Here is a 25,468-nt window from a genome sequence, read left to right on the forward strand (position 1 = left end):
TGCGATGGCGTCCGGTCCACCGGCATCGCAAAGGACGCCTGGCCGCACGCATGCCGGCGAAGCGCCGGCACGCTGGCACAATGGGCCGATGAGCCAGACCCGTATTCCTACCCGACGCGCCCTGGTCACCGGCGGCAGCGGCGACATCGGCGGCGCGATCTGCGGCGCCCTGGCCGATGCCGGCCTGGAGGTGATCGTGCATGCGCATGGCAACCTGGCCCGCGCCGAGGAAGTGGCCGGGTCGATCCGCGCGCGCGGCGGGCGCGCGCAGGCGACGGCTTTCGACGTGGCCGACGGCGGCGCCGTCGCGGCGGCGGTCGCCGTGTTGCTGGAGCAGGGCCGCATCGACGTCCTGGTCAACAATGCCGGCGTCCACGACGACGCACCGATGGCCGGGATGAGCGACGCGCAGTGGCAGCGTGTGGTCGACGTATCGCTGCATGGCTTCTTCCATGTCACCCGCCCGCTGTTGCTGCCGATGGCGCGCGCGCGCTGGGGCCGCATCGTCAGCCTGTCCTCGGTGGCCGCGGTGCTGGGCAACCGCGGCCAGGCCAACTACGCCGCGGCCAAGGCAGGGCTGCATGGTGCTTCCCGGTCGCTGGCGCGGGAGATGGCCAGCCGCGGGATCACCGTCAATGTCGTCGCGCCGGGGGTAATCGAAGGCGCGATGACGGCCGGGCGCTTTCCGCCCGAGGCGCTGAAGCAGATGGTTCCGGCGGCCCGGCCGGGCCGCCCCGAGGAGGTGGCCGCGCTGGTGGCGTTCCTGTGCTCGGAGGCGGCCGGTTACGTCAACGGCCAGGTGATCGGCATCAACGGCGGAATGGCCTGAACGTCTTGCCGACGGCCGCGCGGGTGGCGATAGCGGCCACCCACCATCCGGGCAAGGGATGCGCGCCATCGCGCGTCGCGAGGCATGGCCATCGGTTCTCGCACCGCCGGGATTCGTCGCTCCCGGCGGCAATGCCGTCTTGATTACTCGACCGTACGCGTGCCATCCGGAGCGGTGGCCCGTCCGTCGGTGCGCCAGCCGCTCAACGTCAACAGCGGCCCGGTCATCAACGTGGTCGTCAGGGCCACCAGCAGCAGCAGGGTGAACATCTCCGGGCCGATCAACCCGGCGTCCAGCCCGACCTTCATCACGATCAATTCGATCATGCCGCGCGCATTCATCAGCGAGCCCACCGCCACGCTGTCGCGGGCGCTGTAGCCCGACAGCCGGGCGCCGAGCCCGCCGCCGGCGAGCTTGCCCACCACCGCCACCGCCAGGATCAGCAGCAATGCGCCCACGCCGGCGCCGGTGAAGGCGTCGGCGGTGGTGTCCAGCCCGGCCAGGGCGAAGAACACCGGCATCAGCAGCACCAGCGCCAGGTGCTCGATGCGTTCCACCAGGCTCTGCATCAGGCGCGCGTCGCGCGGCAGGCAGGCCCCGAACAGGAACGCACCGAACACCGCATGCACGTGCAGCCACTCGGTGGCCGCCGCGCAGGCGAACAGCCCCACCAGCAGCGCGGCCAGCACGGTGCCCGATGGCTTGCCGTCGGCGGCATGGCGGTGCAGTAGCCAGGCGAACAGCGGCTTGAGGCCGGCGAATATCACCACCAGCAGCAGCGCCAGCCCGACCAGGGTCCGCATCAGGCCGGCGTAGCCGCCGTCGCCGGTCAGCGCCACCAGCAGCGCCAGCGCCACCCAGGCGGCCACGTCGAGCAGCGCCGCGGCCGACAGCGACAGGCGGCCGATCCGGGTCTGCTGCAGCTCGCGGTCCTTGAGGATCCGCGCCAGCACCGGAAACGCGGTGACCGACAGCGCGACCGCCAGGTACATGGCGAACGGCCAGAAACCCACGCCCTCCGGCACCAACGCCCCGTGCAGCAGCGGCGCCACCGCCAAGGCCAGGCCGAACGGCAGCAAGGCCGACAGGCCGGCCACCCGCGCCGCCGCCAGCACCTGCGCGCGCGCGCCTTCGGGCGCACGCAACTCGGCGCCGATCACGAACATGAACAACACCAGCCCCAGGGTCGACAGCGCCGACAGCCCCGGCAGCGATTCGGCCGGGAACAGGGCTGCATGCAGATCGGGCAGGGCGGCGCCGAAGACGATCGGCCCCAGCAGGATGCCCGCGGCCATTTCGCCGATCACCCGCGGCTGCCCGAAGCGCGCCAGCAACAGGCCGCACAGCCGTGCGGCGACCAGGATCACCGCGATCTGAAACAGCAACAGCCCCGCCATGACGCGGCTTCCTCCCCCAGGAAAACCGTACTTTTATACCAGCCCCGGATAGCCGGTGACAGCGCAGTCATCGTCGCCGGCCCGCATCGGCACCTGCGCCCCGCCCGCGATCAGGCCTCGGCGTCGATGACCGGCGCCTGCGCGCGCACGCGCCGGTATTCGTTCCACACGTCCCCGTGGGCCACCACCTGACGCACCACGTGCGAGGTGATCCGGTACAGGTCGTGCAGCGGCCGGAAGTGGCTGCGCCGCATCGGATAGTCGGCGCCGCGATAGCGCGTCTCCACCGGGATCGACACGCAGCGCACGCCCAGTCGGCGCGCGGCGGAGATCAGCAGTTGCGCCTCGAACACGAAATCCTCGCCGGGCACGTCCTCCAGCGCCAGAACCGCGGCCGGGTAGTAGCGCTGCCCGCTCTGGGTATCGGCGATGCGATGGCCGGCCGCCCAGGCCACGCCCCAGTCGCCGAAGGCATTGGCCAGGCGCCGGTGGGTCGGCGCGGCGGCGCGATGGCGCAGGCGCGCGCCGATCACGATCCGGTCCGGGTGGCGCGCGGCGGCGGCAAGCAGGCGCGGCAGGTCGGACGGGTCGTGCTGGCCATCGCCGTCCAGGGTGATCACGCCGTACGCGCCGCGCGCATGCGCCTCGGCGAAGCCGGTGCGCAGCGCCGCGCCCTTGCCGCGCCGGTACGGATGGCGCAGCACCGTGACCGGCAGGTCCTGCAGGCACTGCGCGGTGCCGTCCTCGGAGCCATCGTCGACCACGATCACCCACGGGCAGTGGCGCAGGGTCTGCTCGACCACCTCGCGGATCCGCAGCGCTTCGTTGAGCGCCGGGATCACCACGGCGTGCGGCTCAAGCATGTTCCAGCCTCACCCGCAGCACGCGATCCCCGCCGGCCGGCAGCACCGCCTCGGGCCCGCCGTCGGCCAGCGCGGCCAGCAACGCCAGCATCGGCGCCATCGCGTTGCCCGGGGCCGCGTCCGCGGGCGGCGGCGTGGCCGGGACGCCGCCCGCCCACTCCACCGACAGGCGCCGGCTCGCGCAGATGCCGTCGCGAGCCAGCACCAGGGCGCCGCCGAGCAGGCCGTCGCTGTGCAGCACCTGGCGCAGCGGCCCGGTGGACGCGCCGTCGTAGCCGACCAGCAGCACCGCCTCGGTGCCGGTGGCCAGTTGCGCCAGCGCCTCCAGCAGGCCCATGGCGAAGCTGCCCTGGCCGGCGCTGAGCGCGGTGGCCGGCTGCATCGCGCCGGTGCCGATGGTCCAGTAGCCGGCGGCGGCGTTGTGCACCGAGTTGTGGAAGCGGGTCGGCGAGACTTCCGCCGGTGCGCGAGCCAGGGTCTGGCAAAGGTGATCGCTGATGGCCAGGTCGCCGTAGGTCGAGGCGAATATCGAGGGCAGCGTGGTCGGGTCGCGGCCGGCGGCCTCGCACGCGGCCTGTGCGGCGTGCAGCGCGACCAGCACCGTATCCGGTGCGCGCCGGCGTTCGTTCGGCGGCAGCAGCGTCGGGGCCGGCCGCGTGGCGGCGCCGGCGGCGGCCACCCGCCCGCGCCGATGGGCGAGGAAGGCGTCCCACGAGGGAAGGCCCGGTGCCCACAGGCCGATGCCTTCGATGGCGGCGGTCAGCATCCGGGTGTTCATGCGCGGCCGAACACCAGCGAGCAGTTGTTGCCGCCGAAGCCGAAGGCGTTGTTCATCGCGTAGTCGATGCTGCGCCGTGCATTGTCGAAGTTCACCTGCGGCCCGCAGGCCGGGTCGGGCACCTGGCTGTTGAGGATGCCCGGCAGCTCACCCTCGCGCAGCGCCAGCAGCGCGAACGCCGATTCGACGATGCCGGCGGCGCCGAGCGTATGCCCGGTCCAACCCTTGGTGGAGCCGGCGTGCAACTCGCGCGGGAACAGCGCCGCCACCGCCTGTGCCTCGACCGCGTCGTTGGCCGGCGTGGCGGTGCCGTGCATGTTGAGGTAGCCGATCCGCGACGGTGCCAGGCCCGCGCGCGCCAGCGCGGCCTGCATCGCCAGGCGCGCGCCCAGGCCCTGCGGATGCGGCGTGGACATGTGGTGTGCATCGCTGGACTCGCCGTAGCCGGCCAGCCACGCCAGCGCACGCGGCGCGGCGTCCTCGCGCTCGAGCAGGGCGAAGCCACCGCCCTCGCCCAAGGACAGGCCATCGCGCCGTGCATCGAATGGCCGGCACGGCGTCGCCGAGACGAGTTGCAGCGCGTTGAAGCCGAACAGCACGCTTCCGCACAGCGTGTCCACGCCGCCGACGATCGCCGCCTCGGCGGCGCCCGCCTGCAGCAGCCGCGCGGCGTGCGCGAACACCTTGGCGCTGGACGAACAGGCCGTGGCGATGGTCATGCATGGACCCCGCGCGCCGGAGGCCAGGCGCACGAAGTCGCTCAGTGCGTGCGGGTTGTGCACGCGCAGCGCCGCCATCGCCGGCGGGAAGCGGCCGTCGTCCATCCGCGCATAGGCGTGCTCGGTCTCGCCGATGCTGGACGTGGACGTGCCGACGACCACGGCCACGCGGTCGGCGCCGTGGCGCGCCACCGCCTCGGCGGCGGCCTCGGCGAAGCCGTCCTGGTGCAGCGCCTTCCAGGCCAGGCGATGGTTGCGCGATTCCCAGGCGCCCAAGGCCGGGGGCAGCACGGCCTCTTCCAGCCCTTCGACGCGGCCTATCCAGCACTCCAGCGACAGGCCCGGCAGGTCGTTGCGGCGCAATCCGCCGCGGCGTTCGTGCAGGGCATCGCGCTGTGCCGCCAGCCCGGCGCCCAGCGCGGTGGTCGCGGTGCAGGCGGTGACCGCCAAGGGCGCGATGTGCGGAATGTCGATGGCGGCGGTCAAGTGCGAGGCGGGCGTCGGCTGGCGCGCGAGTATAGCCACAGCGGCAGCACGGTTCTTCGATGCCGGCGCCGGGCAAGCTGAACGTGCCCGGCGATGCGCTTCCGTGCCTGCCGCATTTCCGACACAATCCTTGGATTCCCCTTTCCCCCGAGGGTGGGCGCGGCGCGCGCGCATGCAAGCCTACGTCTACAAGAGCCATCGCAAGGCCGACACCTACGTCTTCCTCGCCGCGCGCGACGATTTCGCGTGCGTGCCCGAACCGCTGCGCGTGCAGTTGGGCGGGCTGGCCTTCGTGCTGGAAGTGGCGTTGACGCCAGACCGGCGCCTGGCCCGGGCCGATGCGGCGGTGGTCCGCGCCAACCTGGCCGCCCAGGGCTTCCACGTGCAGTTCCCGCCGCTGCCGGACACGGGGGTGCATGCCGATGCCTGAGGCCGGCATCCGCGGATGGCCGCGCGCGGCGTGGGGCGCGGGCATTGCCGGTTCCGCCCTGGCGCTGTGCGTCGGCTTTGGCGGCGCGGTGGCGCTGGCGGCCGGACTGCTGGCGCAGCCGGCGCTGGCGCTGGCCGTTTCCTGGGCACGGCGGACGCGCCCCATGCCGGTGGCCTGGCGCGTGCTGGCGCAGGCGCTGCTGGCGCTGCTGGCGCTGTGGGGCGGCGGCCTGTTGCTGGCGGGAATGCTGCTGGCCTGGCCGCTGGGCGCGCTGCGCCAGAGCGGCAGCCTGGGCGCGGCATTGGGCGTGAGTGCGATGGCCGCGACGGTGCTGCTGGCGCTGTGGCGGACCTGGCCGCTATGGCGCGCGCTGGAATCGGAAGGCGGCGCGCTGCCTGCGCTGTGGCGGCGCCTGCCGCAGCAGGAGGCCGGCAACTGGTCCGGGCTGGGTGCGGCCTTCGCGGTGGCGGTGGCGCTGGCCGGGGTGCTCCTGGCGGGCTGGCCGGCACTGCTGCCCGCACTGGCGCACTGGCCGCTGGCCGTGCTGTATGCCGCGGTGCTGCCGGCGCTGCACCTGTGGCTGCAGCGGACCGCGCCGGCCGCCGCGGTCGCCTCGCCGCTGGACTTCCTGATCGATGCGGCATCGGCCGCGCCATTGCGGCCGGCCGCCCTCCCGGTCGACGCCAAGGCGTTGTCCACCGAGTTGTACGCCGCCGCGCGCAGCGGCCGGGTCGATCTCGCGCTGCAGTTGCTGGAGGCGGGGGCCGATCCGCTGGCGTCGTCGCCGCCGGACGGGCGCGACCGGCGCAGTCTGGCGGCGCTGGCCGCGGTCCTGCCCGACCTGCGCCTGTTGCGCGCGCTGATCGGGCGCGGCATCGAGCTCAATCCCGGCATCGGCGCGATGAGCCCGCTGCTGGCCGCCACCCGCGACAGTTGGCATGGCCGCCCCGAGGCGGTGATGACCTTGCTGGCCAATGGCGCCGACCCGCGCGCGGCCGATGCCGAGGGCAACACCCCGCTGCACCACGCCGCACGCAGCACCGATCCCGGCGTGGCGGCGCTGCTGCGCGACGCGGCCGCCGAGATCGACGCGCTCAACCACGAGGGCTTCTCGCCGCTGGGCGTGGCCTGTGCCGCCGGCAACTGGCGCCTGGCCCGGTTCCTGCTGGAGCGCGGCGCGCGGCCCGAACCGGCGGACGGGCAGCCCGCGCTGCTGGCCGCCGCCGCCGCCGAGGAGGACGACGCGGCCGGCGTGCAGTTGCTGCTCAAGTTCAAGGCCAAGGTCGGCACGGCCGGCCGCGACGGCCGCACCGCCTTGCACGAGGCGGCCCTGGCGGGCCACGCCGACATCGTGGCCGCGCTGCTGGCCGCCGGCGCCGACCCGCACGTGCGCGACGTGGCCGGGCGCACGCCGTGGCTGGAAGCGGCGCGCGCGCTGCGCGGCGGCGTGCTGGAGCACCTGCTGGCCGCCGGCGTCGACGTGGCCGCCGTGGACGAGGAAGGCCGCAACGCGCTGGCGCTGGCGGCCGCTGCCGAACGCGCCTCGCCGGCGCTGGTCCGGCGCCTGCTCGAAGCCGGGGTCGACCCGGCGCAGGCCGACCATGCCGGGCGCCGTCCGGTGGACGTGGCCGCCGAGGCCGGGCGCTGGGCCGTGGCCGCCGCGCTCGATCCGGACTACCCGTTGCCGGCGGCGGTGGCCGAGGCGGTGGCCGCCGCGCCGGCGCAGGTCGACGAGCGCCCGCCGCTGGCGCTGCTGCGCGATGGCCTGCAATCGGGCCAACTGGAAGGCCTGCCGGCGCTGGCCCGGCTGTGTACCCCGGGGGAACTGGGCACGCTGCTGCACGATCCGGTGCTGCGCACGCAGCCGTCGATGCTGGCCTGGCTGCTGGACCAAGGTGCCGACGCGGAACTGTCGGTGGAGGGCGAAACCGCCCTGACCGCGCTGCTGGACCAGGGCGGCGAGGCCGCCGCATCCCTGCAACTGCTGCTGTCGCGCGGCGTCTCGCCCGCCGGCGCCGGGGGGCTGGCGCGCTTCCTGGCCGCTTGCGCGCAGCGCGACCAGGCCGAGGCGGGACGCGCGCACGAGCCGCTGGCGCTGGAGCTGCTGGGGCAAGGCGCGGACCTCTTCGCGCCGTCGCCGGCCGGTGATCCCCCGCTGTCCCTGGCGGTGCGCCTGGGCTGGCTGCAGTTGCTCGATGCGCTGCTCGAATCGGGCGCGGATCGCGAGGCCCGCGACAGTCATGGCATGACCGCGCTGCACCTGGCCGCGGCGCTGGGCCGCGAGTCCGCGCTGCGCCGGCTGGTGGCGCAGGGCGCCTCGCCCGAGGCCCGCGCCGCCGATGGCCAGACCCCCCTGGGCGTGGCCCTGGCCAGCGGCCGCCGCGACCTCGCCGACTGGCTGGACTGGCGCGGCTGGGCGCTGCCCAGGCGGCCGCTGCGCGCCTCCGACGTGGTCGCGGCGGCCATGGCCGGCGACGCCGACGCGGTGCATCGCCTGCTCGAACTGGGCTTCCCGGTCGACGCCACCGATGCGCAGGGCTGCACCGGCCTGCTGCGCGCCGCCGGCGGCGGCCATGCCGCGGCGGTGGACCTGCTGCTGGCGCGCGGCGCGGACCCGCAGCATCCGGCGCACAGCGGCGCCACCCCGCTGTCGGCGGCGGTGAGCATGCGCCAGACCGCCATCGTCGCCGCGCTGCTCGACGCGGGTGCCGACATCGAATACCGCCTGCCCGGCGGCGTCACCGTGCTGATGCTGGCCTCGGCGCTGGGCCTGGCCGACATCGCCGCGCGCCTGCTCACCGCCGGCGCCGACATCCAGGCCAGCGACAGCCAGGGCCTGGCACCGCTGCACTGCGCCGCGCTGTACGGCTTCACCGGCCGCGACCGGCCGCGCCTGCTGGCCCTGCTCGATACCCTGCTGCTGGCCGGCGCCGAGCCCGACCAGCCGGCCGCCGGCGGCGTCACCCCGCTGCTGCTGCTGCTGGGCGCACGCGCCGAACCGGGCAGCGCCTGCGACGAGGGCGTGGTCCTGGCCGGCATGGAGCGGTTGCTGGAGGAAGGCGTGTCGCTGGAGGCGCAGGAGCCGCGCGGCTTCGGCCCGCTGCACCTGGCCGCGCTGCACGGCCTGGGCGGCGTGGTCCAGCGCCTGCTGCGCGCCGGCGCCGACCCCGACCTGCGCGATACCCTCAACCGCCCCCCGCGCGAGATCGCGGTGATGCGTGGCTTCGTCGACGTGGCCGCCGAGTTCGCCCCGGCGCAGCCGGGCGTGTCGATGGCCCGCTTCCTGCGCGAACCGCGCGGCTGAGCAATCGCGTCCGCGCCCGCGGCGCCGCCGCGGATGACGGGATGGGCCGCAGGCATGGGCGCCGGCGCGGGTTGTGGCTCACTGTGGCGGCTGGATGGGCCGGGTCGCCGCGTCCCGTGCCTGCGCGTCGTCCGCATCGGCCTCGAACAGCCGCACCAGGTCCGCGCGCGCCTGTCGCGATCGCAGCGCCACCGCCGCGTCGTCGTCGTGGATCAGGTACTGCTCGTACAGCAAGGCCTCGTCGTGGCGGCGGAAGCGGTGGACGTGGTCGGCGGCCACCTCGGCCGGCACGCCCAGCTCCAGCAGCACGCGTTCGCCGGCTTCCAGGCTGCTGCCCAGCAGCTCGCGGAACGGTTCGGTGCCCAGGTCCATCAGCCGCCAGGCGTGCTGGCGGTCGCGTGCGCGGGCCAGGATCTTCGCCTGCGGGTACAGGCGCCGGATCAGGCGCACCGCGTGCAGGTTGCTGTCGGGGTCGTCGGTGCAGATCACGAACACCTTCACGTGCTCGGCACCGGCCGCGCGCAGCAGGTCCGAGCGGGTCGGGTCGCCGTAGAAGACGCGGCTGCCGCTGCGGCGCAGGCCCTCCACCCGCTCGGCGCTGCTGTCCAGGGCCACGTAGGGAATGCCTTGGGCGGCCAGCAGCCGGGCCACGATCTGGCCGAAGCGGCCGACGCCGGCCACCAGCACCTGCGGCTTGCGCAGCGCCGGTTCGGGCGGGTGTTCGGACGGTGGCGGCGCCGACGGGACGCGCCGCGCCTCGCGCTCGCGCAGCAGGCGCTCCAACGCCAGCATCAGCAGCGGCATCAGTGCCATGGATACGCCGACGATGGCCACCAGCCGGTCGTGGTCGGCCGAGGACAGCAGGCGCACGCGCAGCGCCTCGTGGAACACCACGAAGGCGAATTCGCCGCCCAGCCACAGGGTGCCGCCCAGCATCAGCGCATGCCCGGGCGCCAGCCGCGCCAGCCGTCCCACGCCGCAGAGCACGGCGAACTTGGCTACCAGCAGCAGGCCCACGCCGCCGGCCACCAGCCACGGCTCGGCGGCGATGCGGTCCAGGTCGATGGTCATGCCCACGGCGATGAAGAACAGGCCCAGCAGCAGGCCTTTGAACGGTTCGATCCGCGATTCCAGTTCGTGCCGGTACTCCGAGTCGGCCAGTAGCACGCCGGCGATGAACGCGCCCAGGCCCGGGCTCAGGCCGGCCTGCTGCATGATCCAGGCGCTGCCCAGCACCGCCAGCAGCGCGGTGGCGGTGAACACTTCCGGCGTGCGGGTCTGCCGCGCCACCACGCGCAAGGTGCGGCGCATCAGCAGGCGCCCGCCGAAATACACCAGGGCCAGCGCACCCAGCGCGTGGGCGGCCACCGCCCAGGTCAGGGTCTGGTTCTTGGCTCCGCCCAGCAGCGGGATCGCCGCCAGCAGCGGGATCGCGATCAGGTCCTGGAACAGCAGGATCGAGAACGCCAGCCGTCCGTAGTCGCTGCCCAGTTGCCGGCGTTCGGCCAGCAGTTGCAGGCCCACCGCGGTCGAGGACAGGGCCAGCCCCAGGCCGGCCACCAGCGCGCTCTTCCAGTGCATGCCGTACAACAGCAGTGCGCCGCCCAGCAGCAGCGCCGAGGCGGTCACCTGCGCCCCGCCGGCCCCGAACACCGGCCGCCGCATCAGCGCCAGCCGCGCCGGCGACAGCTCCAGGCCGATCACGAACAGCAGCATCACCACGCCGATTTCCGACGCGGACAGGATCCGGTCCGGGTCGCGGACCACGCCCATTCCGTCCGGCCCCAGCGCCACGCCGGTGGCCAGGTAGGCCATTACCGCGACCAGGCCGAAACGGCGGAACAGCGGCACGGCGACGATGGTCGCCGCCAGCAGCACCAGGGCGAGTTCGAGGCTGAGGCTGGCGGGGAGCGTGGCGTCCATCCGTTCCCCCGGATTATGCGCTTGCCGTCCTGTGCCGTTGCGGCGGGCTTGCGGCGGTTGCCAGGGCGTTCATGGCCTTTTCACGCATTCGCCCGCCTTCGGCCGGCACGGCGTCACCCAGGCGCGTCCGATTTCAGGGGGGGGGATTCAAGGGGGAAACCGGATTGCGCCCGCCCGTCGCTTCCATGGCATGATCGAAACAAGAGATGCGTTTCCGCTCCATCGGGGGAGGTGGTACCGGACGGATCCGGAAGCGTGGGACGGCAAGGGATTTTTCAGGGAGCGTCAAGCAATGGAATGGGGAAGGAAGGCGCCGTGGCGCCTGGCGATCGCATCGGTATTGGCCCTGCATCTCACCGCATGCGGGTGGGTGGGGCAGACCCTCAAGAGCGAGTTGTCGGCCTACGCGGAGCCGACGGAAGGGGACGTGGCCCACCTGCGGCTCATCGGTTCCCGCAACGTCAAGGTATATCCGGACAGCGTCTGTGCCGGCGTATCCGTCCCGGGTGGCGGCTATCCGGCCGGCCCGCAGATGGGGGGGCAGCGCACGCGCGATATCGGAATGCCCAAGCGTCCCGGCCTGCCCGAACACTATGTCGAGATCGCAGTGCGTGCGGGGCAGCCGATCACGGTGAGTTTCAACTATTACCGCGAGTCCCATTCCGTCGGCATCGCCGGGACCGGTGCCCCGGGCCATCGCCAGTCCAGTGTCTGCCAATCGATGGCGACGCTGGTGCCGGTTGCGGGGGAGTCTTACGAGATGGAGGCGGCGTGGGGCTCCGACACCTGCCAGATCGAAGGTGCGCGTCTGGTCAGGATGCCCGGGACGCAGGCCTGGCATCGCGTCCATCAACCGTTGCAGGGTGCAAAGGCCTGCGGATCCACAGACTGACCTATCCCGGGAACGGGCAGCGGCAGGGCGTTCCGCCGGGCTTGCGTCCCGTGCCCTGATTCGACGACAACCGAGGAGGCTGTATGAAATGGAATTCCCAGCGCTTGGCCCTGTTGGTGCTATGCTTGGCCCTGGCTGGCATCGATGCGCGCGCCGATGACGGCAGTGGCGCGGTATCGGCCGAAGCCGCGCCGGAAGCGATGCCGGACCCGATCCCCGCCGCCGCTTCCGGGCAGGAAGCCGGCGAAGCCGAGCCGGTTCCATCCCCGCCGGCGGTGACCGTGGTGCTCGATAATTCCTGGCAGCTCCGCTCCGAGCAGGAGCCGGTACTGCGCCTGGTGACCCGCGGGGATACCGCCAAGGCGACCACGGCCAAGGTGGCGGGCGCATTGCTGAGTGCGTTCGCCGGAGGCACCACCACCGGTACGTTCAGCAAGGAACAACTGAAGGGCAAATGGGTCGATTCGCTCCCCGATCCCACCGGCCCGCTGATGGTGCCGATGCTGCAACAGCGCATCGAGGAACTGGTGCTGTCCCGGTCCGGACCGGTATCGCCGCCGCCGCTGCGCATCGAGGCCAGGCCTGGTGTCTGGACATTGATCTACCAGGAACTGGGGCGCTCCGACACGCCCTATGAACTGCGCTACCAGGCGGTCATCGTGGCTCGGGACGCAACCGTCGCCAGTGCCCCGCCGCCGTCGCTGGTGCCGAGGCTGGAGTGCCGGCCCGAGCCGCAGACCATGACCCTGGCCAAATGGCAGGACGACGGTTACGCCAGGGTGCATGAGGTGGCGGCCGACTACGCACGCCAGTGCACGGAACTGGCGGCCGGCCAGTTGGAAGCGTGGCTGGCGACGCAGGAGGCACCGGAGGCCCCGGAAATGCCGCCAGCGGACGCCATGACGCCCGCCGTCGCCCTGTCTCCTCCGGTGCTTCCGGAGCTGGAGGCGGCAGCGGGCGGACCGGAAGGCATGGGCATGGAACAATAGGGGGTGCCGGGGTGCCCAGGGCCTGAAGCCGGGCGCCCCGCAGCCGACCTCCGGCCGGGACATCGGGACCAACGAAAAACCCCGCCAAGGCGGGGCTTTTCGCGTGAAGCGGAGGGTGCGCTCAGCGCTTCATCGAGCTGAAGAACTCGTCGTTGGACTTGGTGTTCTTCATCTTGTCGAGCATGAACTCCATCGCCCCGATCTCGTCCATCGGGTGCAGCAGCTTGCGCAGGATCCAGATCTTCTGCAGCAGCTCCGGCTCGATCAGCAGGTCCTCGCGGCGGGTGCCGGAGCGGTTGATGTCGATGGCCGGGAACACGCGCTTCTCGGAGATGCGGCGGGACAGGTGCACCTCGGAGTTGCCGGTGCCCTTGAACTCTTCGTAGATCACCTCGTCCATCTTGCTGCCGGTGTCGATCAGCGCGGTGGCGATGATGGTCAGCGAACCGCCTTCCTCGACGTTGCGCGCGGCGCCGAAGAAGCGCTTGGGCCGGTGCAGGGCGTTGGCGTCCACGCCGCCGGTCAGGACCTTGCCGGAGCTGGGCACGACGTTGTTGTAGGCGCGCGCCAGGCGGGTGATCGAGTCGAGCAGGATCACCACGTCCTTCTTGTGCTCGACCAGGCGCTTGGCCCGCTCGATCACCATCTCGGCGACCTGCACGTGGCGCGCGGCCGGCTCGTCGAAGGTGGAACTGATGACCTCGCCGCGCACGGTGCGCTGCATCTCGGTCACTTCCTCCGGGCGCTCGTCGATCAGCAGCACGATCAGGTGCACGTCCGGGTGGTTGGTGGTGATGGCGGTGGCGACCTGCTGCATCATCATCGTCTTGCCCGCCTTGGGCTGGGAGACGATCAATGCGCGCTGGCCCTTGCCCTGCGGCGCCATCAGGTCGAGGATGCGGCCGGTGATGTCCTCGGTGGAGCCGTCGCCGCGCTCCAGGCGGAAGCGCTTGCGCGGGAACAGCGGGGTCAGGTTCTCGAACAGGACCTTGCCGCGGCTGGCTTCCAGCGGCTCGCCGTTGATCGTGTCGACCACGGCCAGGGCGAAGTAGCGCTCGCCGTCCTTGGGCCAGCGGATACGGCCGGACAGGTGGTCGCCGGTGCGCAGGTTGAAGCGGCGGATCTGGCTGGGCGAGATGTAGGTGTCGTCCGGGCCGGCCAGGTAGCTGGCCTCGGCCGCGCGCAGGAAGCCGAAGCCGTCCGGCAGGATCTCCAGCACGCCGTCGGCGGCCACGCCCTCGCCATGGCGGGTCAGCACCTTGAGCAGGGCGAAGATCACGTCCTGCTTGCGGGCGCGGGCCACGCCCTCCTGGATCTGCAACTGCTCGGCGATCTCCAGCAGCTTGTGCGCGGGCATGCGCTTGAGGTCGCTGAGCGAATACTGCGGGAAGCCTTCCGGCACGCTCGGGTGCGGCCGCGAGGGCGGCGCCTGGTTGTTGCCGTTGTCGTCCTGCATGCCGCCGTCGTCGCGGAAGCGGTCGCGCTGGCGGTCGCGGCGGTTGCGGAAGCGCTCGCGGCGGTTGTTGTTGTGGCGGCCGTCGCCGCCGCGCGCCTCGCCGTCTTGCGGCGGGTTGCCGCCGCCGTCGTCGTCGCCGCTGCCGGCGTTCTGGGCGGGCGCGGCCTCGGAGCCGGAGGATGCGGCCGGCGGCTGGATCGGGAGCGCCGGCTGGACAGGCGGGGTGGGGGCAGGGGCGGCAGGCGCCTCGGCGGCGGGCGAAGGCGAAGGTTCGCCCGCGCCGGCGCTCACCGGCTTGGGGGTGCGCTTGCGCGCGCGCTTCTCGGCGGGTGCGTCATCGCTCCCGGGCGCTTCAGGCAGGGTGTTGTCGGACAAGACTGCGATTCCTCGCTGGAAGGTGCGAGCGCCCTGGGCGGGCGGATGGACTCGTGGGTGGGGTGCGCCGGGGCGTACGGATTTCCGTTTCCCGTCGGAGGTGCGGCCGCGGAAACCGGCCGGATGAAACGACACTAGCACTGCTCCCGGGGCCGCGGCAAGCGGGTCGAGGCCCCGGTTCAGGCGCGGGCAGGACGGCGTTCCCCGGGCCGTCCCGCCGCGCCGGGCGGCAGAGTCAGGCTGCCGCGCCCAGGGTCTTGTCGATCATCTGGGTGAGCTGGCCCTTGCCGACCGCGCCGACCTGGGTGGCCTGGACCTGGCCGCCCTTGAACAGCAGCAGCATCGGGATCGAGCGCACGTGGTACTTGATCGCGGTGGCGCGGTTCTGGTCGATGTTGACCTTGGCCACCTTCATCCGGCCGTCGTAGGCCTGCGCCAGTTCGTCGACGATCGGCGAGATCATCTTGCACGGACCGCACCATTCGGCCCAGAAATCGACCAGGACCGGTTCCTGGGACTGCAGCACGGCGCTGTCGAAATCGGCGTCGCCGATATGCATCACCTTATCGTTCACTTGGGGGGTCTCCGTGGGGATTGCCTGCGGACGGGCCAGCGGGCGGGCCCGGCGCATTGGGTTAAACTGGGGCGTTCCGTAGAGTTGTCAAGGGGCCGTCGTCCCCACGACGGCCGCGCAACCCGGGGCCGCGCGCAGTGTGCGGCGACCGGGAATCCGATGCAAGACCGCCGCCCGCGCCATGCCGCAGCGGGCCTCACGAAGAATGGATGATGAGCGACAAACCGCTGACCGACGTAGCTTTTTCCTCGTTCGACCTGCACCCGGCGCTGCTTGCCGGGCTCGAGTCGGCTGGCTTCACCCGCTGCACCCCGATCCAGGCGCTGACCCTGCCGATCGCCCTGCCGGGCCGCGATGTCGCCGGCCAGGCCCAGACCGGCACCGGCAAGACCCTGGCCTTCCTGGTGACGGTGATGAACCGCCTGCTGACCCGCCCGGCGCTGGCCGAGCGCAAGCCGGAGGACCCGCGCGCGCTGATCCTGGCGCCCACCCGCGAGCTGGCGATCCAGATCCACAAGGACGCGGTCAAGTTCGGCTCCGAGCTGGGCCTGCGCTTCGCCCTGGTCTACGGCGGGGTGGACTACGACAAGCAGCGCGAGCTGCTGCAGAAGGGCGTGGACGTGATCATCGCCACCCCGGGCCGGCTGATCGACTACGTCAAGCAGCACAAGGTGGTCTCCCTGCACGCCTGCGAGGTCTGCGTGCTGGACGAGGCCGACCGCATGTTCGACCTGGGCTTCATCAAGGACATCCGGTTCCTGCTGCGGCGCATGCCGATCCGCACCGAGCGCCAGACCCTGCTGTTCTCGGCCACCCTGAGCCACCGGGTGCTGGAGCTGGCCTACGAGCACATGAACGAGCCCGAGAAGCTCGTCGCGGAGACCGAGTCCATCACCGCCGCGCGCGTGCGCCAGCGCATGTACTTCCCCTCCGACGAGGAGAAGCTGCCGCTGCTGCTGGGCCTGCTCTCGCGCAGCGAGGGCGCGCGCACCATGGTGTTCGTCAACACCAAGGCCTTCGTCGAGCGCGTGGCGCGCGCGCTGGAGCGGGCCGGCTACCGGGTCGGCGTGCTCTCCGGCGACGTGCCGCAGAAGAAGCGCGAGAGCCTGCTCAACCGCTTCCAGAAGGGCCAGCTCGAGATCCTGGTGGCCACCGACGTGGCCGCGCGCGGGCTGCACATCGACGGCGTCAGCTACGTCTACAACTACGACCTGCCGTTCGACGCGGAGGACTACGTCCACCGCATCGGCCGCACCGCCCGCCTGGGCGCGGAGGGCGACGCGATCAGCTTCGCCTGCGAGCGCTACGCCATGGGCCTGCCGGACATCGAGGCCTATATCGAGCAGAAGATCCCCGCCGAGCCGGTGACCGCCGACCTGCTGACCGCGCTGCCGCGTACGCCGCGCCCGCGGCCGGAGGGCGGGCAGGACGAGGGCGAGGAGAACGAGAGCATCGGCGAGATATTCCGCGAGGCCCGCGAGCAGCGCGCCGCAGACGAGGAACGCCGCGGCGGCGGCCGCGCGCGCGATGGGCGCGGCGGCGGGCGAAGCAGCAGCGGTAGCGGCGAGCGTCGCGACGGCGAGCGCCGGCCGCGGCGCAAGCCCAGGGCCGAAGGCGAGGCCGCCCCGGTCGCCGCCGGCGAGGCCGCCGCGCCGGAACGCGCCCCGCAGCCGGTCCCGCCGGTGCCGGCGGAAGGCCGGCCCGCGCCGGCCGATGCGGCGGGCGAGGGCGAGCGCGCCCCGCGCAAGCGCCGGCGCCGGCGTCGCGGCAAGCCGGTGGAGGGCCTGGCGGCCGAGAACAGCCAGGGCGCGTCGGGGTCGGCGAAGCCGTCGCCGGCGCGTTCGGCCTCGGCGCAACCGTCGCCGGCCGGCGGTGGCGACTCCTTGATCACCCGCATCGGCCGCAGGCTGCGTTCGCTGATCCCCGGAGGCTGATCCGCGGCCGCGGCCCGGCCATGCGCATCCGGCGCCAGGAGGCGGCGGATGCGCGTGGAGGCGGTCGCACCGCGCGGGACGCCCCTGCATAATCGGCGCATGAGCGTCCTGCGATTCGAGAGCGTCAGCAAGCAGTATCCCGGCGGCCATCCGGCGCTGGTGGACGTGAGCTTCGAGGTCGCCCAGGGCGAGATGCTGTTCGTCACCGGCCACTCGGGCGCCGGCAAGAGCACCCTGCTGCGCCTGATCCACCTGTCCGAGCGGCCCACCCGCGGCACCGTGCTGTTCGGCGAGCGCAACCTGCAGCGCGTGCGCGGCGGCAAGGTCGCCCTGCACCGGCGTGCGGTCGGCGTGGTCTACCAGGACCATCGCCTGCTGACCGACCGCAGCATCGGCGAGAACGTGGCCCTGCCGCTGATCCTGCGCGGCACCCGGCGCGCGGAGATCGGCAAGCGGGTGCGCTCGGTGCTCGAGCGCATGGGCCTGGGCCATCGCGAGAAGGCGCTGCCCTGGCAGTTGTCGGCCGGCGAGCAGCAGCGCGTGGGCATCGCCCGGGCGATCGTCGCCGAGCCGCCGCTGCTGGTGGCCGACGAGCCCACCGGCAACCTCGACCCGGCGCTGGCCGCCGAGATCATGGAGCTGTTCGCCGGCCTGCCCGAGCGCGGCACCAGCGTGCTGGTGGTCAGCCACGACCTGCCCCTGCTGCGGCGCATGCGCCGGCGCGTGCTGGTGCTGGACCACGGCCGCCTGGTCGACGACATCAGCCCGCAGGACCTGGCGGAATGAGGACGGGCAAGGCCAACGCCAAGGCCGCACCCGCCGCGCGGGCGCCGTCGCGGCCGCGCGTGTGGCTGGACCAGCACCTGCACAGCCTGGCCTTCAGCCTGGGCCGGGCGGCGCGCAAGCCATGGGCCACGCTGCTGACGGTGGCGGTGATGGGGCTGGCCCTGGCGCTGCCGCTGGGCCTGTCGATCGTGATGGACAACCTGCATCACTTCACCGGCAGCGTGCAGCAATCGCGCGAGATCGGCGTGTTCCTGAAGATGGACGTGGACGCGCGGGCGGCAGCGGAACTGGCCCGCTCCCTGGGCGCGCGCGCGGACGTGGCCGCGGTGGAAGTGCGTACGCCGGAACAGGCGCTGGATGAGTTCCGCGACGGCAGCGGCCTGGGCGAGGCGATCGACGCGCTGGGCCAGAACCCGCTGCCGACGCTGCTGGTGGTCGCGCCGCGGGGCGACGACGACGCGGGCCTAGCCCGGGCGCTGGCGGCGCTGCCGCAGGCCGACCTGGTCCAGCACGATGCGGTCTGGCGCAGGCGCCTGGATGCCTGGCTGGGCTTCGGCCAGCGCGCGGTCCAGGTGCTGTCGGTACTGCTGGGCCTGGGCGCGCTGCTGGTGGTCGGCAACACGGTGCGCCTGGACATCCAGTCGCGGCGCGAGGAGATCGGCGTGCTGCAGTTGCTGGGCGCCAGCGACGGCTTCATCCGCCGTCCGTTCCTCTACCTGGGCGTGTGGTACGGGCTCGGGGCCGGGCTGCTGGCGCTGGGCCTGATCGCCGCCGCCGGCCTGGCCCTGCGCGAGCCGCTGGCCGCGCTCAGCGCCAGCTACGGCAGCCAGTTCGCGTTGAAGGGACTGGATGCCCTGCACTCGGGAATGGTATTGGTGGGGACCATTCTGCTGGGATGGCTGGGCGCCTGGGCGGTCACCGGCCACTTCCTGCGCCAGACCCGCCCCACGGAGACCTGATGGCCTCGCACGAGCTCAAGCACCTGATCAGCGATGCGCCGCGGGTGATGGTGGCCGACGGTTCCAAGCTGGTGCGCAAGCTGATCGTCGACGTGCTCAAGCGCGAGCTGCCGGGCGTGCAGGTGGTCGGCTGCTCCAGCATCGCCGAGGCGCGCGCGGCGCTGGAGGCCGGAGCGGTGGACCTGGTCACCACCGCGCTGTCGCTGCCCGACGGCGATGGCCTGGAGCTGGCGCGCAGCGTGCGCGAGGCCGCCGGCCAGGCCTACGTGCCGGTGATCGTGGTGTCCGGCGACGCCCAGCAGCACCTGGTGGAGCGCCGCTTCACCGAGTACGTCACCGACTACTTCGACAAGTCGCTGGGCCACGAGGCCCTGGCCGAGTTCATCCGCGGCTACGTGCAGCCGCAGGCGATCCCCGGCGCGGTCGTGCTCTACATCGAGGACAGCCGGGTGGTCGCCGAGGCGACCAAGCGCATGCTCGAACGCCAGCAGCTCGACGTGATCCACGTGCTCACCGCCGAGGAGGCCTTCGGCCTGCTCACCGCCGAGTCGCTGGGCCGCACCGAGCGCCGGATCGACCTGGTGCTCACCGACGTGACCTTGAAGGGCGAGCTGAGCGGGCGCGACGTGGTCGAGCGCATCCGCATCGACTTCGGCTACGGCAAGCGCCACCTGCCGGTGCTGGTGATGACCGGCGACGCCAACCGCCGCAACCAGTCCGAACTGCTGCACGCCGGCGCCAACGACCTGGTGCAGAAGCCCATCGAGGAGCGGCTGCTGGTGACCAAGGTGCTGTTCCAACTGCGCCTGGCGCGGCTGGACGGCGGTGGCGCCAGGCCGGAGTGACCCAGTGCCGGCCATGAGCGAACACGCATGAGCGAAGACGAGGAACGCATCCGCCTGGAGCCATCGTGGAAGGCGCGCATCGGCGACTGGCTGCTGAGCCCGCGGATGCGCGAGCTGGCCGCGTTCCTGCGCCAGCGCAAGGCCGCCGGCGCGCGGGTGTATCCGCCCGGGCCGCGCATCTTCGCCGCCTTCGACGCCACCCCGTTCGATGCGGTCAAGGTGGTGATCCTCGGCCAGGACCCCTACCACGGCCCGGGCCAGGCGCACGGGCTGTGCTTCTCGGTACTGCCGGGCGTGCCGGTGCCGCCGTCGCTGGACAACATCTTCAAGGAGATCGGCGCCGAACTGGGCCTGCCGCGGCCGGACCACGGCTGTCTGCTGCCCTGGGCCAGGCGCGGCGTGCTGCTGCTCAACGCGGTGCTGACGGTGGAGCAGGGCCGGGCCGGCGCCCACCAGGGCAAGGGCTGGGAGGGCTTCACCGACCACGCCATCGAGGTCCTGGCGCGCGAGCGCGAGAACTTGGTCTTCATGCTGTGGGGCAGCTACGCCCAGGCCAAGGGCAAGGTGATCGACCCGCGCCGGCACCGGGTGCTCAAGGCGCCGCACCCGTCCCCGCTGTCGGCGCACCGCGGCTTCATGGGCTGCGGCCATTTCGCCGCGGCCAACGAGTACCTGTCCCGTCACGGCCAGGCGCCGGTGGATTGGTCGCTGCCGCCGCGGGCCGAGGTCGAGGCGATGCTTGCAGGGGGTTGATTGCCGGCGGCTGGCCGCGGCGAGGCCTCGTTACCCTGTATTAATTCAACAAAAATAGAACAATAAGGGCTCTATTCATGGGTTTATCCCAGGGGGAGGGGCGATCATGATGGGCGCCATCCGCCGGGAACGTCCCGGCCCCACCCTGCTGGAGGTGCCTCGTGATCACCCTGCGCCCGGCCGCCGAGCGCGGCCACGCCAACCATGGCTGGCTGGATTCCCGGCACAGCTTCTCCTTCGCCGACTACGTGGACCCCGCGCACGTGCAATGGGGTCCGCTGCGGGTGATCAACGAGGACCGGGTGGCCGCCGGCCAGGGCTTCGGCACCCATGGCCACCGCGACATGGAGATCATCAGCTACGTGCTGGAAGGCGCGCTGGCGCACAAGGACTCGATGGGCAACGTGGCGACCATCGTCCCCGGCGAGGTGCAGCGGATGAGCGCCGGTACCGGCGTGACCCACTCCGAGTTCAACTACGACAGCGCCGGCACCACCCATTTCCTGCAGATATGGATCCTGCCCGATCGCACCGGCATCGCCCCCGGATACGAGCAGAAGCGCTTCGACGCCGCCGACAAGCGCGGCCGGCTGCGGCTGGTGGTGAGCCCGGAAGGCGCCGAGGGTTCGCTGCGCATCCACCAGGACGCGCGGATGTACGCCGGCTTGTTCGACGGAGCCGAATCGGCGGCGCTGGCCATCGCCCCGGGCCGGCTGGCCTACCTGCACCTGGTGCGCGGCCGGGCCACGGTCAACGGCCACCCGCTGGCCGCGGGCGACGCGTTGCTGTACCGCGACGAGCCGCAGGTGGAGGTGGAAGCCGGCCAGGCCGCCGAGGTGCTGGTGTTCGACCTGCCGCCGGCCGGCGATTGATGGAGGCCGCCGCGCGCCGCGTCCCGGCAGGGAGGCTCACATCGTGTTGCGCCGCGGCGGGCATACTGCCCGAGCCAAGCCGTTCCGCTTCGTGCGCCCGCGCGCAAACCCTTGATTCGCGAAGGAACCCGAGGGCAAGGATCGTTCCACTGCTGCAATGCCGGGAACCTATCGGTGCGTTAGCAGTCCAATCCCCCGATTGCTAAGATGACCGCCATGACCCAGACCATCCGTTCGACCCAACTCGTCGCCAACAACCTCCCGATCCCCAGCCCGCTGGGTTCGCTGGAGGCCTATATCGGCGCGGTGCACCGGATCCCGGTGCTGAGCGTGGAAGAGGAGCAGGCGCTGGCCCGCCGCTTCCGCGACCAGGAGGACCTGGATGCCGCCCGCGAGCTGGTGCATTCGCACCTGCGCTTCGTCGTGCACGTGGCCCGCGGCTACAGCGGCTATGGCCTGCAGTTGGGCGACCTGATCCAGGAAGGCAACATCGGCCTGATGAAGGCGGTCAAGCGCTTCGACCCGGAACTGGGCGTGCGCCTGGTCAGCTTCGCGGTGCACTGGATCCGCGCCGAGATGCACGAGTTCATCCTCAAGAACTGGCGCATCGTCAAGGTCGCCACGACCAAGGCCCAGCGCAAGCTGTTCTTCAACCTGCGCAAGGCCAAGACCCGCCTGGGCTGGATGAACGCGGCCGAGGTCAGCGCCGTGGCCCGCGACCTCAACGTCTCCGAGCGCGAGGTGCTGGAGATGGAGTCGCGCCTGTCCGGCCGCGACATCGGCTTCGACGCTCCGGCCGACGAGGACGACGACCACGCCCCGCCGGCGCCGGCCGCCTATCTGGTCGCGCACGACGAGGACCCGTCGCAGGCCTACGAGCGGGCCGACAGCGAGGACCACCAGTTGCAGTCCCTGCGCGCCAGCCTGGCCAGCCTGGATGCGCGCTCGCGCGACATCGTCGCCCGGCGCTGGCTGGACGCCGACAGCAAGGTCACCCTGCAGGAGCTGGCGGACGAATACGGCGTATCGGCCGAGCGCATCCGCCAGATCGAGGCCAACGCCATGAAGAAGATGCGGGCGCTGCTGGCCGCCTAGGCTGGCCGGCGCCGCTTTCGCGGCATGGCGTGCGACGAGGATGGCCCGGGCGACCGGGCCATCCTTTTTCGTGGCGGGCGTGAACGCTTTACGTGCCGGACGGCCTGCGCCACCGCGACCCCCCGCAAGAAAAAGGCCCCGGTGGGAACCGGGGCCGTGATGCCGGGCTGGGCCGACGAGGTTTTCCGTTCCGGCAGGGAATGCGACCGACGCAGCGGGGCAAAGTTCCGGCGCCTGCGGGCAACCTGTGGCGGTTGTCCCCTAAAATGCCCCGCTGCTATACTTCGGCGGCTCGGCGAGGCGCATCTCCATGCAGCCGGCCTTCGCTTCCTCCGCAGGTATCCGTCACGTGCTGAATTCCGTTGCCGCAGGCCGGCGACAGGCCCGGCGTGCGATTGCCTGGCAGGCAGCGGCGACGCTGCTGGTCGTGCTGCCATGCCTCTGGCGAGGCGGCCTCTGGCCGGTGGCGGCGCTGGCCGGCGGTGCGGCGGTGATGCTGGCGGGCGGACTGGCGGCGTGGATCGCGCTGGGAGGCGGGGTCGGCGGCGCCGGACCGGCGGTGGCGCGGCTGCTGGCGGGAGTGCTGGCCAAGTGGCTGGTCGTGGTCGCGGCGCTGGCGCTGGGCATGATCGGTTTCGGGCTGCCGCCGCCGCCGATGCTGGCCGCGGCCGTGGCCGCGCTGGTGGCGCAGGTATCGGCCCTGGCACTGGGCCGCTAACGGCGCCCGCGGGCCGGCAACAGAACAACATCGGTGCGTTGAGAACAGGAAATCGGACCTATGGCGGGCGAGGCGGAACTGACCCCTACCAGCTACATCCAGCATCACCTGCACAACCTGACCGCACAGGTCGGCGAAGGCGGCGGGTTCATGACGCTGCACCTGGACACGCTGATCACCTCGGTGCTGACGGGCGCGCTGATGGTGTTCCTGTTCTGGCTGGCCACGCGCAAGGCCACCGCCGGGGTGCCGGGCAAGTGGCAGGCCTTCGTCGAGATCTGCCTGGAGTTCGTCGACCGCCAGGCGCGCGACACCTACCAGGGGACCAGCAAGCTGGTGACGCCGATCGCGATCACCCTGTTCTTCTGGATCCTGCTGATGAACACGATGAAGATGATCCCGGCCGACTTCATCGCCAAGCCGCTGGAGTGGGTGGGCGTCCATTACTGGAAGCCGGTGCCCACCGCCGACGTCAACGCCACTCTGGGCCTGTCGATCAGCGTGTTCTTCCTGACCCTGTTCTTCGCACTGCGCGCCAAGGGCCTGGGCCACTTCACCCTGGAGTTCCTGACCGCGCCGTTCGGCAAGTGGATGATGCCGTTCAACCTCGTCCTCAACACCGTCGAATGGCTGAGCAAGCCCATCTCGCTGGCGATGCGACTGTTCGGCAACATGTTCGGCGGCGAAATCGTGTTCCTGCTGATCTGGGTGCTCGGCGGCGCCGGCCTGCTGGGCCTGCTCGGCGGCGCGGTGTTCGGCTTCGGCTGGATGGTCTTCCACCTGCTGGTCATCCCGCTGCAGGCGTTCATCTTCATGATGCTGTCGATCGTCTATCTCAGCCTGGCCGAAGATAGCCACTGATCACGGTTCTCGAATCCAAGATTCGCTTCACCCTTCATCCCCCTTCACCCTTAAGCCATCCGTCCCGGAGAAAACCATGGAAACCGCACTGACCGCCCTCGCTTCCGTCCAGGCCTCGACCGTTCTGGCCGTCGGCATCATGATCGGCCTGGCCGCGCTGGGCGCAGGCCTGGGCCTGGCCATCATGTCCGGCAAGTTCCTGGAGTCGGCCGCGCGCCAGCCGGAGCTGATCCCGGTGCTGCAGGTGCGCATGTTCATCACCGCCGGCCTGATCGACGCCGCGTTCATCATCAGTGTCGCCGTGGGCCTGCTGTTCGCCTTCGCCAGCCCGTTCCTGGTCGGCGGCCTGGCCCCGTAACTGCCGGGCCGAAGACCCCGCAGGTCTGCCGCCGGTCCGCGACGCGGGTGCCGGCGGCGGCACGTAGGAAGCCCGCGGCCCGCGCCGCGGGCTCCCCGAGTACAGGCAGAGCGCACCCATGAATCTCAATCTGACCCTAATCGCCCAGGCGCTGGCCTTCGCCAGCCTGATCTGGCTGATCGCCAGCAAGATCTGGCCGCCGTTGCTCAAGGCGCTCGAGGAGCGCCAGCAGAAGATCGCCGAGGGCCTTGCCGCGGCCGACCGCAGCCAGAAGGATCTGGCCCAGGCGCAGGACAAGGTCAACGAACTGCTGAAGGAAGCGCGCGCAAAGGCCAACGAGATCATCGACCAGGCCCACGCCCGCGCCAACCAGATCGTCGATGCCGCACGCGAGGAAGCCGTCGCCGAGGCCGGCCGGCAGAAGGCCTCGGCCCTGGCCGAGATCGACGTCTCGGCCAACCGCGCGCGCGAGGAATTGCGCAGGCAGGTGTCCGCGCTGGCAGTGAGCGGCGCGGAGAAGCTGCTGCACCGCGAGATCGACGCCGGCACGCACAAGTCGCTGCTCGACGAACTGGCCGCGCAACTCTGACCATGACCGTCATGTCCGCCATCACCGCGCTGCGCCGCCCCTGTGGTCGAGGGCCGGCATCGGTGCGCGCATCGGTTGCCGCCGAGGTAACAGAATGAGCCAGGCCCTCACCCTCGCCCGTCCCTACGCCCGGGCCGCCCACGCGGTCGCCCGCGACGAAGGCCGCGTGGATGCGTGGTCCCAGGCGCTGGGCTTCGCCGCCCAGGTCGCCGCCGACCCGCGCGTGTCCGGATTGCTGCTCAACCCCGAACTGGCCGACGGCGATGCGGTCGCGTTGCTGGCGCCGCCGGACGCGGAGGCTTCGTTCCTCCGTTTCCTCGGCCTGCTGGCGCAGGCGGGGCGCCTGCCGCTGCTGGTGGCGATCGCCGGGTTGTTCGAGCAACTGCGCGCCGAGGACCAGCGCGTGGTGCGGGCCACCGTCACCTCCGCCGCCATGCTGTCGCCGCAGGAACTGGACACGCTGCGCGACGCGCTCAAGCGCCGCTTCGGCCGCGAGGTCGAGCTGGGCACGGCGGTGGATGCCAGCCTGATTGGCGGCGCGGTGATCGACGCCGGCGACGTGGTGATCGATGGCTCGCTCAAGGGCAAGCTGGCGCGCCTGCAGACCGTGCTGGCCGGCTGACCGGACGCCGCCACCCGACAGTTCACTTTTCAGGTTGCCAGCCCGCCGGGCGCGCGACTCC

At 72.0% G+C, this 25,468-nt stretch carries 24 protein-coding genes; 17 read left to right on the forward strand and 7 right to left on the reverse strand.

Going from position 1 to position 25,468, the window contains the following annotated elements:
• The first annotated feature begins 88 nt into the window (after nt 1-88).
• Nucleotides 89-829, forward strand: coding sequence for a 3-oxoacyl-ACP reductase FabG (fabG, locus tag HNR76_RS13100; RefSeq protein WP_162311548.1), 741 nt, complete (start codon nt 89-91; stop codon nt 827-829).
• A gap of 143 nt (nt 830-972) precedes the next feature.
• Here fabG and HNR76_RS13105 read toward each other — a convergent pair whose 3' ends face one another.
• The 4 genes from HNR76_RS13105 to HNR76_RS13120 all read right to left on the reverse strand — a co-directional run bounded on the left by HNR76_RS13105 (nt 973) and on the right by HNR76_RS13120 (nt 5,045).
• Nucleotides 973-2,226 (reverse strand): cation:proton antiporter domain-containing protein, encoded by a 1,254-nt coding sequence (locus HNR76_RS13105; protein WP_162311549.1) that lies wholly within the window; start codon nt 2,224-2,226, stop codon nt 973-975.
• A 110-nt stretch (nt 2,227-2,336) separates the two neighbouring features.
• Nucleotides 2,337-3,089, reverse strand: coding sequence for a glycosyltransferase family 2 protein (locus HNR76_RS13110; protein WP_162311550.1), 753 nt, complete (start codon nt 3,087-3,089; stop codon nt 2,337-2,339).
• On the reverse strand, nt 3,082-3,855 hold the full coding sequence (locus HNR76_RS13115) for a beta-ketoacyl synthase chain length factor (RefSeq protein ID WP_162311591.1): 774 nt from the start codon (nt 3,853-3,855) through the stop codon (nt 3,082-3,084). Before HNR76_RS13115 ends, HNR76_RS13110 begins: the two co-directional genes overlap by 8 nt.
• An 8-nt stretch (nt 3,856-3,863) precedes the next feature.
• Nucleotides 3,864-5,045: a beta-ketoacyl-[acyl-carrier-protein] synthase family protein gene (locus HNR76_RS13120; protein WP_162311592.1), complete on the reverse strand. Its 1,182-nt coding sequence runs from the start codon at nt 5,043-5,045 to the stop codon at nt 3,864-3,866.
• Nucleotides 5,046-5,244: 199 nt separating this feature from the next.
• Here HNR76_RS13120 and HNR76_RS13125 point away from each other — a divergent pair, with 199 nt between their 5' ends.
• The gene (locus HNR76_RS13125; RefSeq protein ID WP_162311551.1) at nt 5,245-5,502 is read left to right on the forward strand and encodes a YcgL domain-containing protein; all 258 of its coding nucleotides are present in this window, start codon (nt 5,245-5,247) and stop codon (nt 5,500-5,502) included.
• Nucleotides 5,489-8,806, forward strand: coding sequence for an ankyrin repeat domain-containing protein (locus HNR76_RS13130; protein WP_425501811.1), 3,318 nt, complete (start codon nt 5,489-5,491; stop codon nt 8,804-8,806). Before HNR76_RS13125 ends, HNR76_RS13130 begins: the two co-directional genes overlap by 14 nt.
• Before the next feature lie 78 nt (nt 8,807-8,884).
• Here the strand turns inward: HNR76_RS13130 and HNR76_RS13135 are convergent, their stop codons facing one another.
• Nucleotides 8,885-10,729, reverse strand: a complete 1,845-nt coding sequence (locus HNR76_RS13135) for a monovalent cation:proton antiporter-2 (CPA2) family protein (protein WP_162311552.1) — start codon at nt 10,727-10,729, stop codon at nt 8,885-8,887.
• Between the two features lie 292 nt (nt 10,730-11,021).
• Here HNR76_RS13135 and HNR76_RS13140 point away from each other — a divergent pair, with 292 nt between their 5' ends.
• The gene (locus HNR76_RS13140; RefSeq protein ID WP_162311553.1) at nt 11,022-11,621 is read left to right on the forward strand and encodes a hypothetical protein; all 600 of its coding nucleotides are present in this window, start codon (nt 11,022-11,024) and stop codon (nt 11,619-11,621) included.
• Nucleotides 11,622-11,704: 83 nt separating this feature from the next.
• Entirely contained in the window at nt 11,705-12,610 is a 906-nt protein-coding gene (locus HNR76_RS13145; protein ID WP_183982287.1) for a hypothetical protein, read from the forward strand.
• Nucleotides 12,611-12,731: 121 nt separating this feature from the next.
• Here HNR76_RS13145 and rho read toward each other — a convergent pair whose 3' ends face one another.
• Together rho and trxA are read right to left on the reverse strand one after the other, a co-directional pair.
• Nucleotides 12,732-14,441 (reverse strand): transcription termination factor Rho, encoded by a 1,710-nt coding sequence (gene rho / locus HNR76_RS13150; protein ID WP_162311555.1) that lies wholly within the window; start codon nt 14,439-14,441, stop codon nt 12,732-12,734.
• 235 nt (nt 14,442-14,676) lie between these two features.
• Nucleotides 14,677-15,015, reverse strand: a complete 339-nt coding sequence (gene trxA / locus HNR76_RS13155; RefSeq protein WP_162311556.1) for a thioredoxin TrxA — start codon at nt 15,013-15,015, stop codon at nt 14,677-14,679.
• A gap of 212 nt (nt 15,016-15,227) precedes the next feature.
• Here trxA and rhlB point away from each other — a divergent pair, with 212 nt between their 5' ends.
• From rhlB to HNR76_RS13215, 12 genes are all read left to right on the forward strand, one after another.
• Nucleotides 15,228-16,949, forward strand: coding sequence for an ATP-dependent RNA helicase RhlB (gene rhlB / locus HNR76_RS13160; RefSeq protein ID WP_162311557.1), 1,722 nt, complete (start codon nt 15,228-15,230; stop codon nt 16,947-16,949).
• A gap of 99 nt (nt 16,950-17,048) precedes the next feature.
• Nucleotides 17,049-17,735, forward strand: coding sequence for a cell division ATP-binding protein FtsE (gene ftsE, locus HNR76_RS13165; protein WP_162311558.1), 687 nt, complete (start codon nt 17,049-17,051; stop codon nt 17,733-17,735).
• Nucleotides 17,732-18,694 (forward strand): permease-like cell division protein FtsX, encoded by a 963-nt coding sequence (ftsX, locus tag HNR76_RS13170; RefSeq protein WP_162311559.1) that lies wholly within the window; start codon nt 17,732-17,734, stop codon nt 18,692-18,694. Before ftsE ends, ftsX begins: the two co-directional genes overlap by 4 nt.
• Complete coding sequence (locus HNR76_RS13175) at nt 18,694-19,539, forward strand: response regulator (RefSeq protein WP_162311560.1); 846 nt, start codon at nt 18,694-18,696, stop codon at nt 19,537-19,539. Before ftsX ends, HNR76_RS13175 begins: the two co-directional genes overlap by 1 nt.
• Before the next feature lie 27 nt (nt 19,540-19,566).
• Nucleotides 19,567-20,292, forward strand: coding sequence for a uracil-DNA glycosylase (gene ung / locus HNR76_RS13180; RefSeq protein ID WP_162311561.1), 726 nt, complete (start codon nt 19,567-19,569; stop codon nt 20,290-20,292).
• Nucleotides 20,293-20,453: 161 nt separating this feature from the next.
• On the forward strand, nt 20,454-21,164 hold the full coding sequence (locus tag HNR76_RS13185) for a pirin family protein (protein WP_162311562.1): 711 nt from the start codon (nt 20,454-20,456) through the stop codon (nt 21,162-21,164).
• Nucleotides 21,165-21,380: 216 nt separating this feature from the next.
• Nucleotides 21,381-22,259, forward strand: coding sequence for an RNA polymerase sigma factor RpoH (gene rpoH, locus HNR76_RS13190; protein WP_162311563.1), 879 nt, complete (start codon nt 21,381-21,383; stop codon nt 22,257-22,259).
• A gap of 349 nt (nt 22,260-22,608) precedes the next feature.
• Nucleotides 22,609-22,977, forward strand: a complete 369-nt coding sequence (locus tag HNR76_RS13195; protein ID WP_162311564.1) for a hypothetical protein — start codon at nt 22,609-22,611, stop codon at nt 22,975-22,977.
• Nucleotides 22,978-23,037: 60 nt separating this feature from the next.
• On the forward strand, nt 23,038-23,838 hold the full coding sequence (gene atpB, locus HNR76_RS13200; protein WP_162311565.1) for a F0F1 ATP synthase subunit A: 801 nt from the start codon (nt 23,038-23,040) through the stop codon (nt 23,836-23,838).
• A gap of 76 nt (nt 23,839-23,914) precedes the next feature.
• A complete protein-coding gene (gene atpE, locus HNR76_RS13205) occupies nt 23,915-24,196 on the forward strand; it encodes a F0F1 ATP synthase subunit C (RefSeq protein WP_162311566.1) in 282 nt (93 codons plus the stop codon).
• A 118-nt stretch (nt 24,197-24,314) separates the two neighbouring features.
• Nucleotides 24,315-24,785 carry a F0F1 ATP synthase subunit B gene (locus HNR76_RS13210; protein ID WP_162311567.1) on the forward strand — a complete coding sequence of 157 codons (471 nt, stop codon included), beginning with the start codon at nt 24,315-24,317 and terminating at the stop codon, nt 24,783-24,785.
• Between the two features lie 94 nt (nt 24,786-24,879).
• The gene (locus HNR76_RS13215; protein ID WP_162311568.1) at nt 24,880-25,407 is read left to right on the forward strand and encodes a F0F1 ATP synthase subunit delta; all 528 of its coding nucleotides are present in this window, start codon (nt 24,880-24,882) and stop codon (nt 25,405-25,407) included.
• The last annotated feature ends 61 nt before the right edge of the window (nt 25,408-25,468 follow it).

Origin of the sequence: Pseudoxanthomonas broegbernensis (assembly GCF_014202435.1) — a bacterium.
Classification (GTDB): Bacteria; Pseudomonadota; Gammaproteobacteria; order Xanthomonadales; family Xanthomonadaceae; genus Pseudoxanthomonas; species Pseudoxanthomonas broegbernensis.